Here is a 19,935-nt window from a genome sequence, read left to right as displayed (position 1 = left end):
CTTTGCCCGCACCCCCGCCCCATGACCGGAAAGTCATGACCTCGATTTAAGCTGCTTTGCCTACAGGCCCGGACTAGCTTCCCCGCCAAGTTGGACATGGGGACTGGATCATGCGTCTGCCGATTTCTCTCTTCGCCGCCGCGGCCGTGACGCTCGTGGCCGGCGCCGCCCAGGCCGCCTCGGTCGAGATCGAGGACGCCGTCCTGCGCGTCACGGTGATCCCGGAGAACCGCACCGACACCAAGGTCGAGTGGGTGAAGACCCATCCGGGCCTGCCGATGCAGGTGCGCACCGTGCAGGGCCGCACGGTCATCGACGGCGACCAGGGCCGCCAGATCCGCGGCTGCCGCGGGGCCGGCGACAGGACGGTCGTGCACGTCCGCGGCCTCGGCGACATCGCCTACGCCGACATGCCGCAGGTGGTGATCCGCACGCCGCGCGACGTCAGCCTCGAGGCCGAAGGCGCGGTGTTCGGCGCGATCGGCCGCTCGGGCAGCGTCGAGCTCTCCAACGCCGGCTGCGGCGACTGGACCATCGCCAACACCGAAGGCCGGCTGAAGGTCAGCCAGGCCGGCTCCGGCAACACCCGCGCGGGCTCCGCCGGCTCGGCGCGCCTCAGGATCGCGGGCTCCGGCGACGTGGCCGCGGCCGATATCCGCGGCGGCCTGGACGTGAACATCGCCGGGTCCGGGGACGTGGCCGTGGCGTCCATCTCAGGGCCCCTGGAGGTCTCCGTGGCGGGCTCGGGCGACGTGACGGTGGGCGGCGGCCGAGCCACCGCCATGGCGGTCTCCGTGGCCGGCTCCGGCGACATCGAGTTCGACGGCGTCGCCGACAGCCTCAAGGCCCGCATCGCCGGCTCCGGCGACGTGCGCGTGAAGCAGGTGACGGGCGAGGTCTCGCGCACCGTGATGGGCTCGGGGAACATCAACATCGGCGGCTGAGCGCCGCCGGGGGCGTCGGGCCCGGCGGGCAGGTTTCGGCCCGCCGGCGCTTGACGAAGCCGAGTCGCATAGGTATTTACGCGCCTCCTGTTGGACCGGCTGTGCGCTTCGGCGCAGACGCGGCCCGCGGAACGACCTGAGACAGTGCTAAAACCTAGCGTTTCGGGAAAGGCTCGCCGCTTGCGCGCGGGCCTCAGTCGTTTGTAGCGGACTTACGCGTACGGGCTCTCTTCGGAGGGTTCGGGTTGGTCTTTGAAATGGTCGAGATCACGCGGGCGGGCCGCCGTCTGTAGGGAACGAAAAGAGCGATATGGATCGTCAGAACATCCGCATCCGCCTGAAGGCGTTCGACCACCGCGTGCTGGACCATTCCACGCGCGAGATCGTCAACACCGCCAAGCGGACCGGCGCCACCGTGCGCGGGCCTATCCCGCTGCCGACGCGCATCGAGAAATTCACCGTCAACCGTTCGCCGCACATCGACAAGAAGTCGCGCGAGCAGTTCGAGATCCGCACGCACAAGCGCGTGCTCGACATCGTCGACCCCACCCCGCAGACCGTGGACGCGCTCATGAAGCTCGACCTGTCCGCCGGCGTGGACGTCGAGATCAAGCTCTAAGGGGATCGGTCCGATGCGAACCGGCGTGATCGCCAAGAAGCTGGGTATGGCGCGCTTCTTCGACGAAGCGGGCTCCCATGTCCCGGTGACCGTGCTCAGCCTCGAAGGCTGCCAGGTCGTCGCCCAGCGTACCAAGGACAAGGACGGCTACGTGGCGCTCCAGCTCGGGGCTGGCGCCAAGAAGCCCAAGAACACCTCCAAGGCCATGCGCGGCCACTTCGCCAAGGCTCAGGTCGAGCCGAAGCGGACGATCGCCGAGTTCCGCGTGTCCGAGGACAACCTGATCGACGTGGGCGCGGAACTGACCGCCGACCACTTCGTCCCGGGCCAGAAGGTGGACATCACCGGCGTGACCGTCGGTAAGGGCTTCGCCGGCGCCATGAAGCGCTGGAACTTCGGCGGCCTGCGCGCCACCCACGGCGTGTCCGTGTCGCACCGTTCGCACGGTTCGACCGGCCAGCGTCAGGACCCGGGCCGGACGTTCAAGGGCAAGAAGATGGCCGGCCACCTCGGCCAGGAAACCGTCACCACCCTCAACGTCACCGTCTGGCGCGTGGACACCGAGCGGAACCTGATCCTGGTGAAGGGCGCCGTGCCCGGCACCGAGGGCACGTTCGTGAAGATCCGCGACGCGGTGAAGGCGGCTCTGCCGGCCGACGCTCCGAAGCCGGGTGGCTTCCGCAAGTCGGGCGAGCCCACGCCGGTGGAAGCGGCGGCCGAGGAAGCTCCGGCCGAAGAGGCTGCGACGACTGAGGCTCCGGCGGCGGAAGCTCCGGAAGCTGGGGAACAAGCGTAATGAAACTCGACGTCATCAAGCTGGACGGCGGGAAGGGCGGCTCGATCGAGCTGGCCGACGAGATCTTCGGCATCGAGGAGATCCGCGGCGACATCCTGCAACGCGTCGTCACCTGGCAGCTGGCCAAGCGCCGCTCGGGCAACCACAAGATCCAGGTCCGCAACGAGGTCTCTCGTACGGGCAAGAAGATGTACAAGCAGAAGGGCACCGGCGGCGCCCGTCACGGCTCGCGCCGGGCGGCCCAGTTCGTCGGCGGCGCCAAGGCCCACGGTCCCGTGGTCCGCAGCCATGCCTTCGACCTGCCCAAGAAGATCCGCGCCCTGGCCCTGCGCCACGCGCTGTCCTCGAAGGCCAAGGACGGCTCGCTGATCATCGTCGACTGCGTCGCGGTGAAGGAGGCCAAGACGGCCGCCCTTCGCGAGCAGCTCGGCAAGATCGGCGTGACCCACGCGCTGGTGATCGCCGGCGCCGAGGTCGACAACAACTTCAAGCTGGCGGCCCGCAACATCCCGAACGTGGACGTGCTGCCGAACGCCGGCCTGAACGTCTATGACGTGCTGCGTCGCCGCACCCTCGTCCTTACCAAGGACGCGGTCGAAGCGATCAACGCGCGCTTCCAGGCTAAGGAGGCCGCGTGATGGCCGAGCAACCCACCGCCCGTCATTACGACACCATCCTGTCGCCGGTGATCACCGAGAAGGCCACCCTGCTCTCGGAGCAGAACAAGGTCGTCTTCCGCGTCGCCGCCGACGCTTCCAAGGACGAGATCGCTTCGGCGGTCGAGGCGCTGTTCAAGGTCAACGTGACCAAGGTCAACACCCTCAACGTGAAGGGCAAGACCAAGCGCTTCCGCGGCATCAAGGGCCGTCGTTCGGACGTCAAGAAAGCTGTCGTGACCCTGGCCGAGGGCCAGTCGATCGACATCACCACGGGGCTCTGATCCGATGGCGTTGAAGCAGTACAATCCGACGTCGCCGGGCCGCCGCCAGCTGGTCCTGGTCGACAAGTCCGAGCTCCACAAGGGCCGCCCGGAGAAGTCCCTCGTCGAGGGCCTGTCCAAGTCCGGCGGTCGTGGCGGCGGCGGTCGCGTGGCCGTGCGCTTCCGCGGCGGCGGCGCCAAGCGCCTCTACCGCAAGGTGGACTTCAAGCGTCGCAAGTTCGACGTGGTGGGCGTGGTCGAGCGCCTGGAGTACGACCCGAACCGGTCGGCCTTCATCGCGCTCGTCAAGTACGCCGACGGCGAGCTCGCCTACATCCTGGCCCCGCAGCGCCTCAAGGCCGGCGACCAAGTGGTGGCCTCCGAGAAGGCGGACGTGAAGCCGGGCAACGCCATGCCGCTGCGCGGCATGCCGATCGGCACCATCATCCACAACGTCGAGCTGAAGCCGCTCAAGGGCGGCCAGATCGCCCGGTCGGCGGGCGCCTACGCCCAGCTGGTCGGCCGTGACGCCGGCTACGCCCAGATCCGCCTGAACTCGGGCGAGCTGCGCATGGTGCAGGACAGCTGCATGGCCACGGTGGGCGCGGTGTCCAACCCCGACCACATGAACGAGGTCCTCGGGAAGGCCGGCCGCAACCGGCACAAGGGCCGTCGTCCGCACGTCCGCGGCGTCGCCATGAACCCGATCGATCACCCGCACGGCGGCGGCGAAGGCCGCACCTCCGGCGGCCGCCACCCGGTCACCCCGTGGGGCAAGCCGACGAAGGGCCGCAAGACCCGTACGAACAAGGCGACGGATAAGTTCATCATCCGCTCGCGTCACGCCAGGAAGGCTCGCTAAGGCATGACCCGCTCTGTCTGGAAAGGCCCGTTCGTCGACGGGTACCTGCTCAAGAAGGCCGAGACCGCTCAGGGCTCGGGCCGGAAGGACGTGATCAAGACCTGGTCGCGCCGCTCCACCATCATGCCGCAGTTCGTGGGTCTCACGTTCGGCGTGCACAACGGCCAGAAGCACGTCCCCGTGCTGGTGTCGGAGGACATGGTCGGCATGAAGCTCGGTGAGTTCGCGCCCACCCGCTTCTTCCCGGGCCACGCGGCCGACAAGAAGGCCAAGAGGAAGTAACGATGTCCAAGCAAGCGAAAGCACGCCGGCTGACGGGCATCGAGGCGATGGCGAAGGTGCGCACCCTGCGCACCAGCGCGCGCAAGCTCAACCTGGTCGCCCAGTCGATCCGCGGCCTCAAGGTCCAGCGGGCGCTGAACGAGCTGGAGTTCAGCCACAAGCGCATCGCCCGCGATGTGCGCAAGGCGCTCTACTCGGCGATCTCCAACGCCGAGAACAACCACAACCTCGACATCGACAACCTGGTCGTCGCCGAGGCTTTCGTGGGCAAGAACCTGATCATGAAGCGCTTCGCCGCCCGTGCGCGCGGCCGGGCGTCTCGGATCGAAAAGCCGTTCTCCGAGATCACCATCGTGGTCCGCGAACTGGGTGAGGCCGCCTGATGGGTCAGAAAATCAATCCGGTCGGGCTTCGCCTCGGCATCAACCGCACCTGGGACAGCCGCTGGTTCGCCGACGGCGCCGAGTACGGCAAGCTGCTGCACGCCGACATCAAGATCCGCCGCGCGCTGAAGAAGCGCCTGTACCAAGCCGGCGTCTCGCGGATCGTCATCGAGCGTCCGCACAAGAAGTGCCGCATCACCATCTATGCCGCGCGCCCGGGCGTGATCATCGGCAAGAAGGGCGCGGACATCGAGAAGCTGCGCAAGGACGTGGCGGCGATGGCCGGCGGCGCCGAGGTGCACCTGAACATCGTCGAGATCCGCAAGCCGGAGACCGACGCCCAGCTGATCGCCGAGAACATCGCCCAGCAGCTCGAGCGCCGCGTGGCCTTCCGCCGCGCCATGAAGCGTTCGATGCAGTCGGCCATGCGCCTGGGCGCCAAGGGCGTCCGTATCAACGTCTCCGGCCGTCTCGGCGGCGCGGAAATCGCCCGCATGGAATGGTATCGCGAAGGCCGCGTGCCGCTTCACACCCTGCGCGCCGACGTGGACTACGGCTTCACCGAAGCCAAGACCACCTACGGCATCATCGGCGTGAAGGTGTGGGTCTTCAAAGGCGAAGTGCTCGAGCACGACCCGATGGCTCTCGACAAGCGCCTGGCCGGCGAAAGCGGCCCGGCGGGCGAGGGCGGCGGCCGTGAACGTGGCGACCGTCCGGACCGCGGCCCGCGCCGCGAGCGCCGCGGCGAGCCGCAGAACGCTTAAGGGTCTGAAGCATGCTTTCTCCGAAGAAGACCAAGTACCGCAAGCAGTTCAAGGGCAAGATCCACGGCGTTGCGAAGGGCGGCTTCACGCTGAACTTCGGCTCCTACGGTCTGAAGTCGGTTGAGCCGGAGCGGATCACCGCGCGCCAGATCGAAGCCGCCCGCCGGGCGATCACGCGCCAGATGAAGCGTCAGGGCCGGGTCTGGATCCGGATCTTCCCGGACGTTCCGGTGACCGACAAGCCGGCCGAAGTGCGGATGGGCAAGGGCAAGGGCTCGGTCGAGTACTGGGCCGCCCGCGTCCACCCGGGCCGGATCATGTTCGAAATCGACGGCGTGCCGGACGATGTGGCCCGCGAAGCCCTGCGCCTCGGCGCGGCGAAGCTTCCGGTGAAGACCCGCATCGTCACCCGGATCGACGCCCCCGCCGCGGAGCACGCGTGATGAAGATCGACGACGTCCGGGGGATGACCCCCGACCAGCTGGCCGAGCAGCTCGTCAGCCTGAAGAAGGAGCAGTTCAACCTGCGCTTCCAGGCCGCGACCGGCCAGATCGAGAAGACCCACCGCGTGGGCGAGGTGCGCAAGGACATCGCGCGCATCCAGACCGTGCTGCGGACCAAGCAGGCGCAGGCCTGAGGAGATACGAATAATGCCTAAGCGAATTCTCGAAGGCGTTGTCGTCTCCGACAAGGGCGACAAGACGGTGGTGGTGAAGGTCGAGCGGACCTTCCTGCACCCGGTGCTGAAGAAGACCGTCCGTCGGTCGAAGAAGTACCACGCCCATGACGAGGCCAACGCCTACAAGGCCGGCGAGGTCGCTCGGATCATCGAGTGCGCCCCGAAGTCCAAAACCAAGACCTGGGAAGTGCTGCCTAAGGGCGGCGCGGACCAGCAGCAAGCGTAAGGGATCAGACCATGATCCAGATGCAAACTAACCTGGACGTCGCCGACAACTCCGGCGCCCGCCGGGTCATGTGCATCAAGGTGCTGGGCGGCGCGAAGCGCCGTTACGCCAGCGTCGGCGATCGCATCGTCGTGTCCGTGAAGGAAGCCATTCCGCGCGGCCGCGTGAAGAAGGGTGACGTGCTGCAGGCGATCGTCGTGCGCACGTCCTCGGCGATCAAGCGCAAGGACGGCTCTGTCATCCGTTTCGACAAGAACGCCGCCGTGATCGTGAACAAGCAAGGCGAGCCGATCGGCACGCGGATCTTCGGCCCGGTTCCCCGTGAACTGCGCGCCAAGAACCACATGAAGGTCATCTCTCTCGCCCCCGAGGTGCTGTGATGGCTGCCAAGATTCGCAAGGGGGACCGCGTCGTGGTCCTCACCGGCAAGGACAAGGGCCGTCAGGGCGCCGTCCTGAAAGTGCTCCCCAAGGAAGAGCGCGTCGTCGTGGAAGGCCTGAACATGGTTCAGCGCCACACCCGCCCGTCGCAGTCCGATCCCCAGGGCGGCATCAAGAACAAGGAAGCGTCGATCCACCTGTCGAACGTGGCCCTCGTCGATTCCGCCGGCAAGCCGACCCGCGTCGGCTTCCGCGTGGAAGGCGACAAGAAGGTCCGTTTCGCCAAGACGACCGGCGAGGTGATCACCAATGGCTGACCAAGCTTACGAACCGCGGCTGAAGACCGAATACCGTTCGCGCATCCGCAAGGCGCTGAAGGACCAGTTCGGCTACACTAACGAGATGCAGATCCCCAAGCTGGACAAGATCGTCCTGAACATGGGTGTCGGCGAAGCCGTCGGTGACTCCAAGAAGATCCAGTCGGCCATGGCCGACCTGGCGCGCATCGCCGGCCAGAAGCCGGTGGCGACCAAGGCCCGCACGTCCATCGCCGGCTTCAAGCTGCGCGAAGGCATGACGATCGGCGCCAAGGTCACCCTGCGCCAGGACCGCATGTACGAATTCCTGGACCGGCTGATCACGATCGCGCTGCCGCGCGTGAAGGACTTCCGGGGCCTGAAGCCCACCTCGTTCGACGGCCGTGGCAACTACGCCATGGGTCTTCGTGAGCACATCGTGTTCCCGGAGATCAACTACGACCAGATCGAGCAGATGTGGGGCATGGACATCATCGTCGCCACGACTGCGAAGACCGACGACGAAGCGCGCGCGCTTCTCAAGGAATTCCAGTTCCCGTTCGTGCAAGCGTAGCGGGAAGGAAAGAGCACATGGCCAAGAAAAGCGCCGTCAACCGTAACGAACGCGTCAAGCAGCTCGTCAAGCAGCACGCCGCCAAGCGCGATGCGCTGAAGGCGATCGCCAACGACGAGAGCCTGCCGCTGGAAGAACGTTTCGAAGCCCGGCTGAAGCTGGCGGAACTGCCGCGCAACTCGTCCAAGACCCGCATCCGCAACCGGTGCGAAGTCACGGGCCGTCCGCGCGCCTACTACCGCAAGCTGAGGATGAGCCGGATCTCCCTGCGCGACCTCGGTTCGCACGGGCTGATCCCCGGCCTCGTCAAGTCGAGCTGGTAAGGAGAGGGTCTCATGGTCAACGACCCCATCGGCGATCTGATCGCCCGCATCAAGAACGCCGCCCAACGCGGCCGCTCGAAGGTCTCCACGCCCGCGTCCAAGATGCGTGCGCGGCTCCTCGACGTGCTGGCCGACGAGGGCTACATCCGCGGCTACCACCTGGTGGAGAAGCCGGGCGCGTTCCCCGAGTTCGAGATCGAGCTGAAGTACTTCGATGGCCAGCCGGTCATCGTGGAGATCAGCCGCGTCTCCAAGCCGGGCCGCCGCGTCTATTCGTCGATCAAGGACCTGAAGCCGGTGAAGAACGGCCTCGGGATCTCGATCCTGTCGACGCCGAAGGGCGTCATGTCGGACACCGCGGCGCGTGACGCCAACGTGGGCGGCGAAGTCCTCTGCCGGGTCTACTAAGATGTCGCGGATCGGAAAGAAGGCGGTCGCCATCCCCAACGGGGTGACGGTGACCCTCGAAGGCCAGACGGTGTCGGTGAAGGGGCCCAAGGGCCAGCTCACCTGGACCGTGGCCGACGAGATCGAGGTGCGCCAGGAAGGGCAGGAGCTCCTGCTGTCCAAGCGCGTCGAGGACACCCGCGCCCAGGCGATGTGGGGCCTCTCCCGCACCCTGGTCGCCAACATGGTGACGGGCGTGACCACGGGCTTCGAGCGCAAGCTCGAGCTGGTCGGCGTCGGCTACCGGGCCGCCATGAAGGGCCAGGCGCTCTCCATGCAGCTCGGCTTCAGCCACGACGTGGACGTTCCTGCGCCGCAGGGCATCTCGTTCGCGGTGCCGAAGCAGACCGAGATCACCATCTCCGGCATCGACAAGCAGCTGGTCGGCGAGACCGCGGCGCGCATCCGCCGCATCCGTCCGCCCGAGCCCTACAAGGGCAAGGGCGTCCGCTACGCCGGCGAGCAGGTCCGCCGCAAGGAAGGCAAGAAGAAGTAGCCATGGCGCTCTCCCCTCGCGACTCCACCAAGCGCCGCGCGCAACGCGTCCGCACCCGGCTGCGCAAGCAGGCGAACGGCCGTCCGCGGCTGTCGATCTTCCGTTCGTCCAAGAACATCTACGCCCAGGTCATCGATGATGAGCGCGGCGTGACCCTGGCTGCGGCCTCGTCGCTGGAAGGCGGCGAGAACAAGACCAAGGGCTCGGACAAGGACGCCGCCGCCCGCGTGGGCGCGCTGGTCGCCCAGCGCGCCATCGAAAAGGGCGTGAAGGCCGTGGTCTTCGACCGCGGCGGCTACCTTTATCACGGCCGGGTCAAGGCCCTGGCTGACGCCGCGCGCGAAGCCGGCCTGGATTTCTAAGGAACGATCATGGCTCGCAGGAACGAAGAGCGCGGCGACCGTCGCAATCGCGAAGAAGAGCGCGACAGCGAAATCGTCGAGAAGCTGGTCCACATCAACCGCGTCGCGGCCACCGTGAAGGGCGGCCGCCGGTTCTCCTTCGCCGCCCTCATGGTTGTGGGCGACCAGAAGGGCCGCGTGGGCTTCGGTCACGGCAAGGCGCGTGAAGTGCCGGAAGCCATCCGCAAGGCGACCGAAGAGGCCAAGAAGTCGATGATCCGCGTGCCGCTCCGGGAGAGCCGCACCCTGCACCACGACGGCGCCGGCCGCTGGGGCGCGGGCAAGGTCATGGTCCGCGCGGCGCCTCCGGGCACCGGCGTCATCGCCGGCGGTCCGATGCGCGCGGTTCTGGAAACCCTGGGCGTCCAGGACGTCGTCGGCAAGTCCGTCGGCTCCTCGAACCCCTACAACATGGTGCGCGCGACCTTCGAGGCGCTGAAGGCCCAGTCTTCGCCCCGCCAGGTCGCCGCCAAGCGCGGCAAGAAGGTCTCCGACGTGATCGGCCGCCGCGCCGACGGCGCCTCGGCGGCCCAGCCCGCCGCGGACGCGGAAGGATAAGTCACATGGCTACTGTCACCGTTCGCCAGACCGGCAGCCCGATCCGCCGGAAGAAGGACCAGCGCGCCACGCTCGCCGGTCTCGGCCTCAACCGCGTGGGCCGCGTGTCCACGCTCGAGGACACCCCCTCCGTCCGTGGGATGATCGCCAAGGTCGCCCACATGGTGGAAGTGGTCGAGTAGGACTGCCGGCTTCCCGCCGGGAAGCCCTGTAATACCGTCGAGGGGGTTGCATCCGCCGCTCTGGCAGGGTTCAACCCCCTCGATCCGTTTTGGCCTGCCCGGAAGGGGAGGGCCGCACATCCGCCGAGTCGGGAGCTGCTCCCGGCGCCAGATCTCCAAGGAGAGGCACATGACCAAGCTGAACGAACTCGCCCCGCGCGAAGGCTCCACCAAGAACCGCATGCGCGTCGGCCGCGGCCCGGGCTCGGGCAAGGGCAAGACCGCCGGTCGCGGCGTGAAGGGCCAGAAGTCCCGTTCGGGCGTCGCCATCACGGGCTTCGAGGGCGGCCAGATGCCGCTGCACATGCGCATGCCCAAGCGCGGCTTCAACAACCCGTTCGCCAAGGAGTTCGCGGAAGTGAACCTGTGGCGGATCGAGCAGGCGATCGCCGCCGGCAAGCTGGACGCCAAGGCCGCCATCGACGCCGACGTCCTGATCAAGGCCGGCGTCCTGCGCCGCGCCAAGGACGGCGTGAAGCTGCTGGGCAAGGGCGAGCTGAAGTCCAAGATCAACATCACGGTCTATTCCGCCACCGCCTCGGCCCGCGCGGCCGTCGAGAAGGCGGGCGGCACGCTCACCACGACCAAGCCGGAAGCCGCGGCGGAAGCCTGAGCCCACGGGCCTGCGACTATTCCGGCCTCGCTATCGGGGCCGGAGAGTCCTATCTGAGCGGGACCACGAGTCAGGGGAATTGGTGAATGGCTTCGGCCGCCGAGCAACTCGCCGCCAACATGAACTTCGGCGCCTTCGCGAAGGCGACGGAGCTTCATAAGCGCATCTGGTTCACCCTGGGCGCGATGATCGTCTACCGGCTGGGGTGCTACATCCCCATCCCGGGCATCGACCCCGTCGCCCTGCAGCAGGCCTTCCAGGGCCAGGCGCAGGGCATCCTGGGCATGTTCAACATGTTCTCCGGCGGCGCCGTGGAACGGATGGCGATCTTCGCCTTGAACGTGATGCCCTACATCTCGGCGTCGATCATCGTGCAGCTTCTCGGCTCGGTCTATCCGCCGTGGGAGAAGCTGAAGAAGGAAGGCGGCGAGGCGGGGCGCAAGACGCTCAACCAGTACACCCGCTACCTGACCGTCGTGCTGGCGGTCTTCCAGTCCTTCGGCATCGCCATGGGCCTGGCCAATTCGCCCGGCCTCGTCGACAACCCCGGCACCTTCTTCGTCCTCTCCACCGTCGTGACGCTGACCGGCGGCACCATGTTCCTGATGTGGCTGGGCGAGCAGGTGACCAGCCGCGGCGTCGGCAACGGCGTCAGCCTGATCATCTTCGCGGGCATCGTCGCGGTCCTGCCGCGCTACATCGCCCAGGCCTTCTCCATGACCCGCACCGGCGCCATGAGCGGCGGCGCGCTGCTGGTGATCGCCATCCTGGTGATCGGCGTCACCGTGGCCATCGTCTTCATGGAGCGGTCGCAGCGGCGCCTGCTCGTGCAGTATCCGAAGCGCCAGCAGGGCAACCGCATGTTCGGCGGCGACACCTCGTTCCTGCCGCTGAAGATCAACACCTCGGGCGTGATCCCGCCGATCTTCGCCTCGTCGCTGCTGCTGCTGCCGACCACGGTGATGGGCTTCGCCGCCAACAGCGACCTGCCCACCTGGATGGACTGGCTGCCGGCGGCCACGGGCCAGCTGCAGCACGGCCGGCCGCTGTTCATGCTGCTCTACGGGGCGCTGATCGTCTTCTTCACCTTCTTCTACACCTCGATCGTGTTCAATCCGGACGAGACGGCCGAGAACCTGCGCAAGTACGGCGGCTTCCTGCCGGGCATCCGCCCGGGCAAGCGGACGGCCGAGTACCTGGACTTCGTGCTCACGCGGCTGACGGTGATCGGGGCGGCCTACATCACCGCGGTGTGCCTGCTGCCGGAGGCGCTGATCAGCTTCTACAACATCTCCTTCTACCTGGGCGGCACCTCGATCCTCATCGTGGTGAGCGTGACGATGGATACGGTGACCCAGATCCAGTCGCACCTGCTGGCGCACCAGTACGAAGGCCTGATCAAGAAATCCAAGCTGCGGGGATCGCGCGGCCGCTAGCGGCCACGCAAGTCGAGGAACGCCGGCCCCGCCAAGAGGGCCGGCGCGGAGGGGCGCACATGAATCTGATCCTGTTCGGGCCGCCGGCGGCGGGGAAGGGCACCCAGGCCAAGCGTCTGGTGGAGACCCGCAAGATGGTCCAGCTGTCCACCGGCGACATGCTGCGCGCCGCCATCGCCTCCGGCTCCGAGCTCGGCCAGCGCGTGGCCGGGATCATGGAGCGGGGCGAGCTGGTCTCCGACGAGATCGTGGTCGAGCTGATCGAGAGCCGCCTGCCGGAGGCCGAGGCGGCCGGCGGGGCGATCTTCGACGGCTTCCCGCGGACGCTCGCCCAGGCCCAGGCGCTGGACATCATGCTGAAGGGCCGCGGCCGGCAGATCGACCTGGTGGTCCGCCTGAAGGTCGACGACGAGGCCCTGCTGCAGCGCATCGCCGGCCGGTTCGCCGAGAGCGGCCGGGCCGACGACAACCCCGAGAGCTTCAAGGTCCGCCTGGGCGCCTACAACGCCCAGACCGCGCCGCTGCTGCCGTACTACGAGAACGCCGGCAAGCTGGTGGAAGTGGACGGCATGGGCTCGATCGACGAGGTCGCCGCCGCCATCGACGCCGCCCTCGAGGCCTGCAAGCCCTAGCGTCTCCCGGGGCCCCGCCCGCGATTCGCGGCGCGGTCTCCCTGCAGCCTCCCGCCCGAGACACCGCTTGCGGCCGCCCGCCACGGCGGCGACCCGCCGCAATTGCGCCGGGGGAGGGCTTCATGCATCCTCATAACCATCCTGGGGCGACCCGGGCTGTGCCGATCGTTCTGCTTGCGCAGGGGCCGCCCTTGCGCCGGAGACAATTCGTTCACAAATGGGCGCATTCCGCATTGACGGAGGCGCGCCGATCCCTATAACGAGGCGCTTCCGCGAAAGAGCGCGAAGGACGCGCCGGCCTGTGCCTTTGGGCGAAGGGGGCCGGGGCGCCGTTCGCGCTTCTCTTGCGTGATCAGGAGAGATTCCCACGTGGCCCGTATCGCTGGCGTCAACATTCCCACCAACAAGCGCGTCGTGATCGCGCTGCAGTACATCCATGGCATCGGCGAGGCGAAGGCCCGCGAGATCGTCAGCAAGGTCGGCATCGAGGACGCCCGGCGCGTCAACCAGCTGACCGACCAGGAAGTGCTGCAGATCCGCGAGACCATCGACCGCGACTACATGGTCGAAGGCGACCTTCGCCGCGAGACCGCGGTCAACATCAAGCGCCTGATGGACCTGGCCTGCTACCGCGGCCTGCGTCACCGCAAGGGCCTGCCGGTCCGCGGTCAGCGCACTCACACCAACGCCCGCACCCGCAAGGGTCCGGCCAAGCCGATCGCCGGCAAGAAGAAGTAAGAGAGCGTACCTCCGATGGCCAAGGAACCGGCGCGCGTCAAACGCCGCGAGCGCAAGAACATCACCTCGGGCGTGGCGCACGTGAACGCCTCGTTCAACAACACCATGATCACCATCACCGACGCCCAGGGGAACACCATCTCCTGGTCGAGCGCCGGCATGATGGGCTTCAAGGGCTCCCGGAAGTCGACCCCGTACGCCGCCCAGATGGCGGCCGAGGACGCCGGCCGGAAGGCCGCCGAGCACGGTGTGAAGACGCTGGAAGTGAACGTCTCCGGCCCCGGTTCGGGCCGTGAGTCCGCGCTCCGCGCCCTTCAGGCCGTCGGCATGACGATCACCACCATCCGCGACGTGACCCCGATTCCGCACAACGGCTGCCGGCCGCCGAAGCGCCGGCGCGTCTGAGTAACAAAGTACCGCAATTCAAGGCGCCGGACCGCGTTCGCGGCCGGCGATCCTGCGTTCCAAGGGACACCCATACGTGATCGAAAGAAACTGGAACGAGCTCATCCGTCCCGAGAAGCCGCAGATCGAGACCGGCGCCGACGCTGCCCGCAAGGCGCGTCTGGTGGCCGAGCCCCTCGAGCGCGGCTTCGGCGTGACCCTGGGCAACAGCCTGCGCCGCGTGCTCCTGTCGTCGCTGCAGGGCGCGGCGGTGACCGCCGTGCAGATCGACGGCGTCGTGCACGAGTTCTCGTCGCTGGAAGGCGTGCGTGAGGACGTTGTCGACATCGTCCTCAACATCAAGCAGCTCGCCGTGCGCATGCACGCCGAGGGCCCGAAGCGCATGACGCTGCGCGCCACCGGCCCCGGCGCGGTGACCGCCAGCCAGATCGACGCCCCGTCCGACATCGAGATCCTGAACGGCGACCACGTGCTCTGCACGCTGGACGACGGCGCCTCGGTGCGCATGGAGTTCACGGTCAACACCGGCAAGGGCTACGTCCCGGCCGAAATGAACCGCCCCGAGGACGCCCCGATCGGCCTGATCGCCGTCGACGCCCTCTATTCCCCGGTCAAGCGCGTCGCCTACCGCGTCGAGCCCACCCGCCAGGGCCAGAGCCTCGACTACGACAAGCTGATCATGGAAGTGGAGACCAACGGCGCGGTCAGCCCGGTGGACGCCGTGGCCTACGCCGCCCGCATCCTCCAGGACCAGCTTCAGATCTTCATCACCTTCGAAGAGCCGAAGAAGAAGGTCGAGGGCGAGGCCAAGCCGGAACTGCCGTTCAACCCGGCGCTGCTGAAGAAGGTCGACGAGCTCGAGCTCTCCGTCCGTTCGGCCAACTGCCTGAAGAACGACAACATCGTCTACATCGGCGACCTGATCCAGAAGACCGAAGCCGAGATGCTGCGCACGCCGAACTTCGGCCGCAAGTCGCTCAACGAGATCAAGGAAGTCCTCGCCGGCATGGGCCTGCACCTCGGCATGGACGTGCCGAACTGGCCGCCGGAGAACATCGAAGAGCTGGCGAAGAAGTTCGAAGACCAGATGTAAGCCACTACCGCGCTGGTTCCAGGCCGCTTCCGCGGTCGGGCCCGACGAAGCCGCAACAGCGGTGGAGGGCCCCGGCGCTTCGTGTTGACCCAGGCGGGAGCAGGCTGGGACTTGGTTAGGCAGGCGCCCTCCAGACGACCGGAGCGCCAGGTGGGCCGGAGCGCCCAGGAGATATCGAGATGCGTCACGGCAAAGCCCACCGCAAACTGGGTCGTACGACCGCCCACCGGACCGCGATGTTCGCGAACATGTCCGCCAGCCTGATCAAGCACGAGCAGATCGTGACCACGCTTCCGAAGGCCAAGGAGCTGCGGCCCTTCGTCGAGAAGCTGGTGACGCTGGCCAAGCGCGGCGACCTGCACGCCCGCCGCCAGGCGATCAGCCAGGTCCGCGACGTGGAACAGGTCGGCAAGCTGTTCGCCGTCCTCGGCCCCCGCTACGCCGAGCGCAACGGCGGCTACATCCGCGTCCTGAAGGCCGGCTATCGCTACGGCGACAACGCCCCGCTGGCCGTGATCGAGTTCGTGGACCGCGACCCGGCCGAGAAGGGCAAGGACTCCGGCCCGACCGCCGAGCAGAACTTCGCCGACGCCTGACGGCCCCCGCAGAGAGATCCGAAAGGCCCCGGAACCCGGTTCCGGGGCCTTTTTCGTGGCCGCTTGACGCGATGATTGCAAAAGGCGTTAAATATTACGGCGAGTGAGAACCAAACGCCGAGGAGGCCTGACCCATGTCCCGACGCCCCAACCTCACGTCCGCCGTCAGCTACCGCGATCCCAAGGCCGCGCTCGACTTCCTGGAGCGCGCCTTCGGCTTCGAGCTGTTCATGCGCATCGACGACGCCGAGGGGAACCTCGTCCACTCCGAGATGCGCTTCGGCGACGGCGTGGTGATGGTCGGCTCCGAATGGTCCGAGGAGACCCGCAGCCCGGCCTCGATCGGCGGCAAGACCACCCAGACCATCCATATCCACATCGACGACGACGTGGACGCCCACTGCGCCCGGGCCCGCGCCGCCGGCTTCGAGATCATCATGGAGCCGGCCGACCAGTTCTACGGCGACCGCACCTACCGCTGCCGCGATCCCGAGGGTCACATCTGGACCGTCGGCCAGACGGTGAAGCCGGTGAGCCGCGAGGAGGCCGAGGCGGCCAGCGGGCTGAAGATCGAGGGCTGGGTTTGACTGAGGCCGTCGCGGTCGACCGCACGCTCGCCGCCCTGGCCGATCCCCACCGCCGCCGGGTGGTGGAGCTGCTGGCCGAGCGGCCGCGCCCGGCCGGCGAGCTGGCCCGCGCCCTCGACCTCAGCCCGCCGGCCATGAGCCGCCACCTGAAGACCCTGCGCGCCACGGGGCTCGTGGAGGAATCCCATCCCGAGTTCGACGCGCGCGTCCGCATCTACGCCCTGAGGCCGGAGCCCATGGTCCATCTGCTGCGCTGGCTGGAGGAGAGCGAACGGCTCTGGAGCGGGCAGCTCGCCGCCTTCAAGGCCCATGTCGAGGCCGACGGATGACGTCGAAGGTCTATGTGGCCCTCCGGGTGAAGGCGACGCCGGAGCGCGCCTTCGCCGCCTTCACCGGCGAGATCGGCGCCTGGTGGCGGCCCAACGGCCTCTTCCAGACCACGCCCCGCGCCCCCGGGATCCTGGCCTTCGAGCCGGGGGAGGGCGGCCGGCTCACCGAGACCCTGGCCAGCGGCAAGGTGTTCGAGATCGGCCGGATCCTCGCCTGGGAGCCGCCGTCGCGGCTGGTCTTCACCTGGCGCCAGGCCAACTTCCCGCCGGAGCTCGCCACCGAGGTCGAGGTCCGCTTCGAGGCGGTGGGGGCGGAGACCCGGGTCAGCGTCGAGCACCGCGGCTTCGACCGGGTGCCGGAGGGCGCCGCCCGCCACGGCTTCCCGGACGAGGTCCTGCTGCTCCGCTTGGCCGAGTGGTGGCAGGCGCTGCTGGCCTCCCTCAAGCAGGTCGCATAACGCGGTTGCGCATGTTCCCGTTCTGTTTCATGTTCCGCCGCTCTGGGGGATAGACCATGGCCGAGATCACGCCGCCGCAGGGCCCGGAGGTCGCGCCGGAGACCGCGGCGGGGCGCGGCCGGCCGCGCCGCCAGGCCGGCTTCGGCTTCATCTTCGGCAGCGCCCTGATCAACGCGATCTCCTTCGGGATCATGATCCCGATCCTGCCCAACCTGATCCGCGAGATGACCGGCGGGGACACCGCCGCGGCGTCCGAGTGGAACGTGCTCTTCGCCACCACCTGGGGCCTGATGCAGCTCGTGTTCGGGCCGATGCTGGGCATGCTGTCGGACCGCTTCGGCCGCCGCCCCGTGCTGCTGCTCTCCCTGTTCGGCCTGGGCGTCGACTTCCTGTTCATGGCCTTCGCCCCGACGCTGTGGTGGCTGTTCGTCGGCCGGGTGCTGAACGGCGCCACGGCGGCCAGCTTCTCCACCGCCAACGCCTACCTGGCCGACGTCACCCCGCCGGAGCGCCGGGCCAAGGTGTTCGGCTGGATGGGTTCGGCCTTCTCCTTCGGCTTCATCATCGGCCCGACGCTGGGCGGCATGCTGGGCGAGGTCGACCTGCGCCTGCCGTTCATGGCCGCCGCCGCGCTCACCTTCGCCAACTGGCTCTACGGCCTGTTCATCCTGCCCGAATCCCTGCCGCCGGGGCGCCGCGCGAAGACCTACGACTGGTCCCGCGCCAACCCGCTGGGCGCCCTGAAGCTCCTGCGCTCGCGCCCCGGCCTCCTGGGCCTCGCCGGCGTCGGCTTCCTGTTCCAGATCTCGCACATGGTGCTGCCCACCATCTTCGTCCTCTACACCACCTACCGCTACGGCTGGAGCCCGGGCGTCCTCGGGGCCACCTTCCTGCTCACCGGCGTGCTGGGCGTGATCGTGCAGATGTTCCTGGTCGGCCCCGTGGTGGCCCGGATCGGCGAGCGCAACGCCGTCCTCCTGGGCGCCGCGTGCGGCGTGCTGGGCTTCGCCTGGTACGGCGCGGCCTCCACCGGCTGGCTCTACCTCCTGGGCGCGCCGATCTTCGCCGGCATCGGCTTCATGATGCCGGGCCTGCAGGGCCTGATGACCCGCCGCGTGCAGCCGCACGAGCAGGGCCAGCTGCAGGGCGCCAACCAGAGCCTCACGGGCATCGCCTCGGTGACCGGCCCGCCGCTGTTCGGCCTGGTGTTCGCCTGGTCGGTGCGCCACGACGCGACCCTGCACGCGCCGGGCCTCGCCATCTACCTGGCCGCGGGCCTGCTGGCGCTCGCCTTCGCCCTGACGCTGAAGGTGGCGCACGCCCCGGCCGCGGAGCCGGCCAGGGCTTGAAGCGCCGCCATTTTTGCGCCTGAAACCTCGGCAGATTCCGCAGCGTTCTGAGGTTTTCCGGAGAGACCATGCGCCGTCCCCGCGTTCTCGTGTCCACCCTGGCGCTCCTGATCGCCGCCGCGCCCGTCACGGGCCTGGCCCAGCCGATGCTCGCCCAGCCCAACCGCGCCCCGCCGGCCAGCGCCATGGCGATGAAGCAGTCCTTCGCGCCCGTGGTGCAGCGGGCGGCGCCGGCGGTGGTCAACATCTCCTCCAAGCGCCTCGTCCGGGCCCAGACCGACCCGTTCTGGGAGCTGTTCGGGCTCGGCGCGCCCCGGGCGCGGGTGCAGGGCTCCCTGGGCTCCGGCGTCATCGTCCGGCCGGACGGCGTGATCGTCACCAACAACCACGTGGTCCAGGGCGGCCAGGAAATCACCGTCTCGCTGGCCGACCGCCGGGAGTTCACCGCCCGCATCCTGCTGGCCGACCCGCGCACCGACATCGCAGTGCTCAAGATCGACGTGCCGCCGGGCGAGCGCCTGCCGACCCTGGCCATCGACGACACCGGCGACGCCCAGGTGGGCGACCTCGTGCTGGCCATCGGCGACCCGTTCGGCGTCGGCCAGACCGTCACCAACGGCATCATCTCGGCGCTCAACCGCACCGCCGACCCCACCGGCGACGCGGCCACCAGCTACATCCAGACCGACGCGGCCATCAATCCGGGCAACTCCGGCGGCGCCCTGGTCGACATGGACGGCGACCTGATCGGGATCAACAGCTTCATCCTCTCGCGCTCGGGCACCTCCTCGGGCGTCGGCTTCGCCGTCCCCGCCGCCGTCGTCCGCCGGGCGGTGGAGACCGCCGCCGGCGGCGGCCGCGCGGTCGTGCGGCCCTGGTTCGGGGCGCGTCTGCAGAGCGTCGACGGCGACATCGCCCGCACCCTGGGCCTGGCCCGGCCCACCGGGGCCCTCGTGGCCGACGTCTGGCCCGGCGGCCCGGCCGACCGCGCCGGCGTGCGCCAGGGCGACGTGGTCACCGCCGTGGACGGCCAGCCCATCGTCGAGGCCGCCAGCCTCAACTACGCCGTCGGCAACCGCCGTCCGGGCGAGAGCCTGCGCCTGACCGTGCGCCGCGGCGACCGCGACCTGCAGCTCAGCCTGCGCGCCGAGGCCCCGCCGGCCACGCCGGCCCGCGACGAGCGGCTGATCAGCGGCTCCAACCCGCTGAACGGGGCGACCGTGGTCAACCTCTCGCCGGCCGTGGCCGACGAGCTGGGCGTCGATGTCTTCGCCGGTCCCGGCGTGCTGATCACCAACGTCGGCCGCGGCTTCGCCATGAGCGCCGGCTTCCGGCCGGGCGACATCGTCCGCGCCGTCAACGGCCGCGAAGTCGGCAGCACCCGCGACCTCGCCGCGGCGCTCACGGCCCGCGTCCCCGCCTGGCAGATCACCATCCAGCGCAACGGACAGCTCGTCACCGCGACCTACCGGGCCTGATCGGGGGACGTTGCAGCGGCTTGAGCCCCGGGATTAACTCGTCCGATCCCA

General features: G+C 68.6%; 33 protein-coding genes. All 33 read left to right on the top strand.

Annotated elements, in window-relative coordinates; genetic code table 11:
* The first annotated feature begins 110 nt into the window (after positions 1–110).
* The 33 genes from V7Z97_RS03390 to V7Z97_RS03230 all read left to right on the top strand — a co-directional run bounded on the left by V7Z97_RS03390 (position 111) and on the right by V7Z97_RS03230 (position 19,884).
* Complete coding sequence (locus V7Z97_RS03390; RefSeq protein WP_334161422.1) at positions 111–944, top strand: GIN domain-containing protein; 834 nt, start codon at positions 111–113, stop codon at positions 942–944.
* A gap of 310 nt (positions 945–1,254) precedes the next feature.
* Positions 1,255–1,563, top strand: a complete 309-nt coding sequence (gene rpsJ / locus V7Z97_RS03385) for a 30S ribosomal protein S10 (RefSeq protein WP_012521787.1) — start codon at positions 1,255–1,257, stop codon at positions 1,561–1,563.
* 13 nt (positions 1,564–1,576) lie between these two features.
* Positions 1,577–2,359, top strand: coding sequence for a 50S ribosomal protein L3 (gene rplC, locus V7Z97_RS03380; protein ID WP_325458268.1), 783 nt, complete (start codon positions 1,577–1,579; stop codon positions 2,357–2,359).
* The gene (rplD, locus tag V7Z97_RS03375) at positions 2,359–2,997 is read left to right on the top strand and encodes a 50S ribosomal protein L4 (protein WP_334161418.1); all 639 of its coding nucleotides are present in this window, start codon (positions 2,359–2,361) and stop codon (positions 2,995–2,997) included. The genes rplC and rplD overlap by 1 nt, the downstream gene beginning before the upstream one ends.
* Positions 2,997–3,299 (top strand): 50S ribosomal protein L23, encoded by a 303-nt coding sequence (locus V7Z97_RS03370; RefSeq protein WP_332049711.1) that lies wholly within the window; start codon positions 2,997–2,999, stop codon positions 3,297–3,299. The genes rplD and V7Z97_RS03370 overlap by 1 nt, the downstream gene beginning before the upstream one ends.
* A gap of 4 nt (positions 3,300–3,303) precedes the next feature.
* Positions 3,304–4,140 carry a 50S ribosomal protein L2 gene (gene rplB, locus V7Z97_RS03365; RefSeq protein WP_334161415.1) on the top strand — a complete coding sequence of 279 codons (837 nt, stop codon included), beginning with the start codon at positions 3,304–3,306 and terminating at the stop codon, positions 4,138–4,140.
* Positions 4,141–4,143: 3 nt separating this feature from the next.
* Complete coding sequence (rpsS, locus tag V7Z97_RS03360) at positions 4,144–4,422, top strand: 30S ribosomal protein S19 (protein WP_111458899.1); 279 nt, start codon at positions 4,144–4,146, stop codon at positions 4,420–4,422.
* Positions 4,423–4,424: 2 nt separating this feature from the next.
* Positions 4,425–4,805: a 50S ribosomal protein L22 gene (gene rplV, locus V7Z97_RS03355; RefSeq protein WP_325458272.1), complete on the top strand. Its 381-nt coding sequence runs from the start codon at positions 4,425–4,427 to the stop codon at positions 4,803–4,805.
* Complete coding sequence (rpsC, locus tag V7Z97_RS03350) at positions 4,805–5,569, top strand: 30S ribosomal protein S3 (protein WP_334161414.1); 765 nt, start codon at positions 4,805–4,807, stop codon at positions 5,567–5,569. The genes rplV and rpsC overlap by 1 nt, the downstream gene beginning before the upstream one ends.
* An 11-nt stretch (positions 5,570–5,580) precedes the next feature.
* Positions 5,581–6,012 carry a 50S ribosomal protein L16 gene (rplP, locus tag V7Z97_RS03345; RefSeq protein WP_325458274.1) on the top strand — a complete coding sequence of 144 codons (432 nt, stop codon included), beginning with the start codon at positions 5,581–5,583 and terminating at the stop codon, positions 6,010–6,012.
* Positions 6,012–6,206 carry a 50S ribosomal protein L29 gene (gene rpmC / locus V7Z97_RS03340; RefSeq protein WP_334161413.1) on the top strand — a complete coding sequence of 65 codons (195 nt, stop codon included), beginning with the start codon at positions 6,012–6,014 and terminating at the stop codon, positions 6,204–6,206. Before rplP ends, rpmC begins: the two co-directional genes overlap by 1 nt.
* Before the next feature lie 13 nt (positions 6,207–6,219).
* Complete coding sequence (gene rpsQ, locus V7Z97_RS03335) at positions 6,220–6,474, top strand: 30S ribosomal protein S17 (protein ID WP_325458276.1); 255 nt, start codon at positions 6,220–6,222, stop codon at positions 6,472–6,474.
* Positions 6,475–6,485: 11 nt separating this feature from the next.
* Positions 6,486–6,854, top strand: a complete 369-nt coding sequence (gene rplN / locus V7Z97_RS03330; protein ID WP_325458277.1) for a 50S ribosomal protein L14 — start codon at positions 6,486–6,488, stop codon at positions 6,852–6,854.
* Positions 6,854–7,171: a 50S ribosomal protein L24 gene (gene rplX / locus V7Z97_RS03325; RefSeq protein WP_334161429.1), complete on the top strand. Its 318-nt coding sequence runs from the start codon at positions 6,854–6,856 to the stop codon at positions 7,169–7,171. Before rplN ends, rplX begins: the two co-directional genes overlap by 1 nt.
* On the top strand, positions 7,164–7,724 hold the full coding sequence (gene rplE, locus V7Z97_RS03320; protein WP_334161410.1) for a 50S ribosomal protein L5: 561 nt from the start codon (positions 7,164–7,166) through the stop codon (positions 7,722–7,724). The genes rplX and rplE overlap by 8 nt, the downstream gene beginning before the upstream one ends.
* A 17-nt stretch (positions 7,725–7,741) precedes the next feature.
* Complete coding sequence (rpsN, locus tag V7Z97_RS03315; RefSeq protein ID WP_325458280.1) at positions 7,742–8,047, top strand: 30S ribosomal protein S14; 306 nt, start codon at positions 7,742–7,744, stop codon at positions 8,045–8,047.
* A 12-nt stretch (positions 8,048–8,059) separates the two neighbouring features.
* A complete protein-coding gene (rpsH, locus tag V7Z97_RS03310) occupies positions 8,060–8,455 on the top strand; it encodes a 30S ribosomal protein S8 (protein WP_325458281.1) in 396 nt (131 codons plus the stop codon).
* 1 nt (position 8,456) lies between these two features.
* On the top strand, positions 8,457–8,990 hold the full coding sequence (gene rplF / locus V7Z97_RS03305) for a 50S ribosomal protein L6 (protein WP_334161409.1): 534 nt from the start codon (positions 8,457–8,459) through the stop codon (positions 8,988–8,990).
* 2 nt (positions 8,991–8,992) lie between these two features.
* Complete coding sequence (gene rplR, locus V7Z97_RS03300; RefSeq protein ID WP_325458283.1) at positions 8,993–9,352, top strand: 50S ribosomal protein L18; 360 nt, start codon at positions 8,993–8,995, stop codon at positions 9,350–9,352.
* Positions 9,353–9,361: 9 nt separating this feature from the next.
* Complete coding sequence (rpsE, locus tag V7Z97_RS03295; protein ID WP_012521805.1) at positions 9,362–9,949, top strand: 30S ribosomal protein S5; 588 nt, start codon at positions 9,362–9,364, stop codon at positions 9,947–9,949.
* 5 nt (positions 9,950–9,954) lie between these two features.
* On the top strand, positions 9,955–10,131 hold the full coding sequence (gene rpmD / locus V7Z97_RS03290) for a 50S ribosomal protein L30 (RefSeq protein ID WP_395672706.1): 177 nt from the start codon (positions 9,955–9,957) through the stop codon (positions 10,129–10,131).
* A 169-nt stretch (positions 10,132–10,300) separates the two neighbouring features.
* Entirely contained in the window at positions 10,301–10,783 is a 483-nt protein-coding gene (rplO, locus tag V7Z97_RS03285) for a 50S ribosomal protein L15 (RefSeq protein WP_325458285.1), read from the top strand.
* An 86-nt stretch (positions 10,784–10,869) separates the two neighbouring features.
* Positions 10,870–12,219, top strand: coding sequence for a preprotein translocase subunit SecY (gene secY, locus V7Z97_RS03280; RefSeq protein WP_334161406.1), 1,350 nt, complete (start codon positions 10,870–10,872; stop codon positions 12,217–12,219).
* Positions 12,220–12,278: 59 nt separating this feature from the next.
* Positions 12,279–12,851, top strand: coding sequence for an adenylate kinase (locus tag V7Z97_RS03275; RefSeq protein WP_334161405.1), 573 nt, complete (start codon positions 12,279–12,281; stop codon positions 12,849–12,851).
* Between the two features lie 369 nt (positions 12,852–13,220).
* Positions 13,221–13,589 carry a 30S ribosomal protein S13 gene (rpsM, locus tag V7Z97_RS03270; RefSeq protein ID WP_296451334.1) on the top strand — a complete coding sequence of 123 codons (369 nt, stop codon included), beginning with the start codon at positions 13,221–13,223 and terminating at the stop codon, positions 13,587–13,589.
* 15 nt (positions 13,590–13,604) lie between these two features.
* Positions 13,605–13,994 carry a 30S ribosomal protein S11 gene (gene rpsK / locus V7Z97_RS03265; RefSeq protein ID WP_056018114.1) on the top strand — a complete coding sequence of 130 codons (390 nt, stop codon included), beginning with the start codon at positions 13,605–13,607 and terminating at the stop codon, positions 13,992–13,994.
* 76 nt (positions 13,995–14,070) lie between these two features.
* Positions 14,071–15,087, top strand: coding sequence for a DNA-directed RNA polymerase subunit alpha (locus V7Z97_RS03260; RefSeq protein ID WP_334161402.1), 1,017 nt, complete (start codon positions 14,071–14,073; stop codon positions 15,085–15,087).
* A 179-nt stretch (positions 15,088–15,266) separates the two neighbouring features.
* Positions 15,267–15,683, top strand: a complete 417-nt coding sequence (rplQ, locus tag V7Z97_RS03255) for a 50S ribosomal protein L17 (RefSeq protein ID WP_325458292.1) — start codon at positions 15,267–15,269, stop codon at positions 15,681–15,683.
* A gap of 134 nt (positions 15,684–15,817) precedes the next feature.
* Positions 15,818–16,270, top strand: coding sequence for a VOC family protein (locus tag V7Z97_RS03250; protein ID WP_334161401.1), 453 nt, complete (start codon positions 15,818–15,820; stop codon positions 16,268–16,270).
* Positions 16,267–16,599 (top strand): ArsR/SmtB family transcription factor, encoded by a 333-nt coding sequence (locus V7Z97_RS03245; RefSeq protein WP_334161400.1) that lies wholly within the window; start codon positions 16,267–16,269, stop codon positions 16,597–16,599. Before V7Z97_RS03250 ends, V7Z97_RS03245 begins: the two co-directional genes overlap by 4 nt.
* Entirely contained in the window at positions 16,596–17,057 is a 462-nt protein-coding gene (locus V7Z97_RS03240; protein ID WP_334161398.1) for an SRPBCC family protein, read from the top strand. Before V7Z97_RS03245 ends, V7Z97_RS03240 begins: the two co-directional genes overlap by 4 nt.
* A gap of 56 nt (positions 17,058–17,113) precedes the next feature.
* Positions 17,114–18,406 carry a TCR/Tet family MFS transporter gene (locus tag V7Z97_RS03235; protein ID WP_334161397.1) on the top strand — a complete coding sequence of 431 codons (1,293 nt, stop codon included), beginning with the start codon at positions 17,114–17,116 and terminating at the stop codon, positions 18,404–18,406.
* Positions 18,407–18,474: 68 nt separating this feature from the next.
* Positions 18,475–19,884 (top strand): Do family serine endopeptidase, encoded by a 1,410-nt coding sequence (locus V7Z97_RS03230; protein WP_334161396.1) that lies wholly within the window; start codon positions 18,475–18,477, stop codon positions 19,882–19,884.
* Positions 19,885–19,935: the final 51 nt, after the last annotated feature.

The organism is Phenylobacterium sp., from assembly GCF_036821595.1.
Lineage (GTDB): Bacteria > Pseudomonadota > Alphaproteobacteria > Caulobacterales > Caulobacteraceae > Phenylobacterium.
Note: the sequence above shows the minus strand (reverse complement) of the source record. Positions and strands in the feature narration are given on the sequence as shown.

What these genes read in the sequence shown, in the direction of transcription:
- V7Z97_RS03390 (WP_334161422.1), top strand. Translation starts at nt 111, where the DNA reads ATGCGTCTGCCGATTTCTCTCTTCGCCGCCGCGGCCGTGACGCTCGTG.
- rpsJ (WP_012521787.1), top strand. Translation starts at nt 1,255, where the DNA reads ATGGATCGTCAGAACATCCGCATCCGCCTGAAGGCGTTCGACCACCGC.
- rplC (WP_325458268.1), top strand. Translation starts at nt 1,577, where the DNA reads ATGCGAACCGGCGTGATCGCCAAGAAGCTGGGTATGGCGCGCTTCTTC.
- rplD (WP_334161418.1), top strand. Translation starts at nt 2,359, where the DNA reads ATGAAACTCGACGTCATCAAGCTGGACGGCGGGAAGGGCGGCTCGATC.
- V7Z97_RS03370 (WP_332049711.1), top strand. Translation starts at nt 2,997, where the DNA reads ATGGCCGAGCAACCCACCGCCCGTCATTACGACACCATCCTGTCGCCG.
- rplB (WP_334161415.1), top strand. Translation starts at nt 3,304, where the DNA reads ATGGCGTTGAAGCAGTACAATCCGACGTCGCCGGGCCGCCGCCAGCTG.
- rpsS (WP_111458899.1), top strand. Translation starts at nt 4,144, where the DNA reads ATGACCCGCTCTGTCTGGAAAGGCCCGTTCGTCGACGGGTACCTGCTC.
- rplV (WP_325458272.1), top strand. Translation starts at nt 4,425, where the DNA reads ATGTCCAAGCAAGCGAAAGCACGCCGGCTGACGGGCATCGAGGCGATG.
- rpsC (WP_334161414.1), top strand. Translation starts at nt 4,805, where the DNA reads ATGGGTCAGAAAATCAATCCGGTCGGGCTTCGCCTCGGCATCAACCGC.
- rplP (WP_325458274.1), top strand. Translation starts at nt 5,581, where the DNA reads ATGCTTTCTCCGAAGAAGACCAAGTACCGCAAGCAGTTCAAGGGCAAG.
- rpmC (WP_334161413.1), top strand. Translation starts at nt 6,012, where the DNA reads ATGAAGATCGACGACGTCCGGGGGATGACCCCCGACCAGCTGGCCGAG.
- rpsQ (WP_325458276.1), top strand. Translation starts at nt 6,220, where the DNA reads ATGCCTAAGCGAATTCTCGAAGGCGTTGTCGTCTCCGACAAGGGCGAC.
- rplN (WP_325458277.1), top strand. Translation starts at nt 6,486, where the DNA reads ATGATCCAGATGCAAACTAACCTGGACGTCGCCGACAACTCCGGCGCC.
- rplX (WP_334161429.1), top strand. Translation starts at nt 6,854, where the DNA reads ATGGCTGCCAAGATTCGCAAGGGGGACCGCGTCGTGGTCCTCACCGGC.
- rplE (WP_334161410.1), top strand. Translation starts at nt 7,164, where the DNA reads ATGGCTGACCAAGCTTACGAACCGCGGCTGAAGACCGAATACCGTTCG.
- rpsN (WP_325458280.1), top strand. Translation starts at nt 7,742, where the DNA reads ATGGCCAAGAAAAGCGCCGTCAACCGTAACGAACGCGTCAAGCAGCTC.
- rpsH (WP_325458281.1), top strand. Translation starts at nt 8,060, where the DNA reads ATGGTCAACGACCCCATCGGCGATCTGATCGCCCGCATCAAGAACGCC.
- rplF (WP_334161409.1), top strand. Translation starts at nt 8,457, where the DNA reads ATGTCGCGGATCGGAAAGAAGGCGGTCGCCATCCCCAACGGGGTGACG.
- rplR (WP_325458283.1), top strand. Translation starts at nt 8,993, where the DNA reads ATGGCGCTCTCCCCTCGCGACTCCACCAAGCGCCGCGCGCAACGCGTC.
- rpsE (WP_012521805.1), top strand. Translation starts at nt 9,362, where the DNA reads ATGGCTCGCAGGAACGAAGAGCGCGGCGACCGTCGCAATCGCGAAGAA.
- rpmD (WP_395672706.1), top strand. Translation starts at nt 9,955, where the DNA reads ATGGCTACTGTCACCGTTCGCCAGACCGGCAGCCCGATCCGCCGGAAG.
- rplO (WP_325458285.1), top strand. Translation starts at nt 10,301, where the DNA reads ATGACCAAGCTGAACGAACTCGCCCCGCGCGAAGGCTCCACCAAGAAC.
- secY (WP_334161406.1), top strand. Translation starts at nt 10,870, where the DNA reads ATGGCTTCGGCCGCCGAGCAACTCGCCGCCAACATGAACTTCGGCGCC.
- V7Z97_RS03275 (WP_334161405.1), top strand. Translation starts at nt 12,279, where the DNA reads ATGAATCTGATCCTGTTCGGGCCGCCGGCGGCGGGGAAGGGCACCCAG.
- rpsK (WP_056018114.1), top strand. Translation starts at nt 13,605, where the DNA reads ATGGCCAAGGAACCGGCGCGCGTCAAACGCCGCGAGCGCAAGAACATC.
- rplQ (WP_325458292.1), top strand. Translation starts at nt 15,267, where the DNA reads ATGCGTCACGGCAAAGCCCACCGCAAACTGGGTCGTACGACCGCCCAC.
- V7Z97_RS03250 (WP_334161401.1), top strand. Translation starts at nt 15,818, where the DNA reads ATGTCCCGACGCCCCAACCTCACGTCCGCCGTCAGCTACCGCGATCCC.
- V7Z97_RS03240 (WP_334161398.1), top strand. Translation starts at nt 16,596, where the DNA reads ATGACGTCGAAGGTCTATGTGGCCCTCCGGGTGAAGGCGACGCCGGAG.
- V7Z97_RS03235 (WP_334161397.1), top strand. Translation starts at nt 17,114, where the DNA reads ATGGCCGAGATCACGCCGCCGCAGGGCCCGGAGGTCGCGCCGGAGACC.
- V7Z97_RS03230 (WP_334161396.1), top strand. Translation starts at nt 18,475, where the DNA reads ATGCGCCGTCCCCGCGTTCTCGTGTCCACCCTGGCGCTCCTGATCGCC.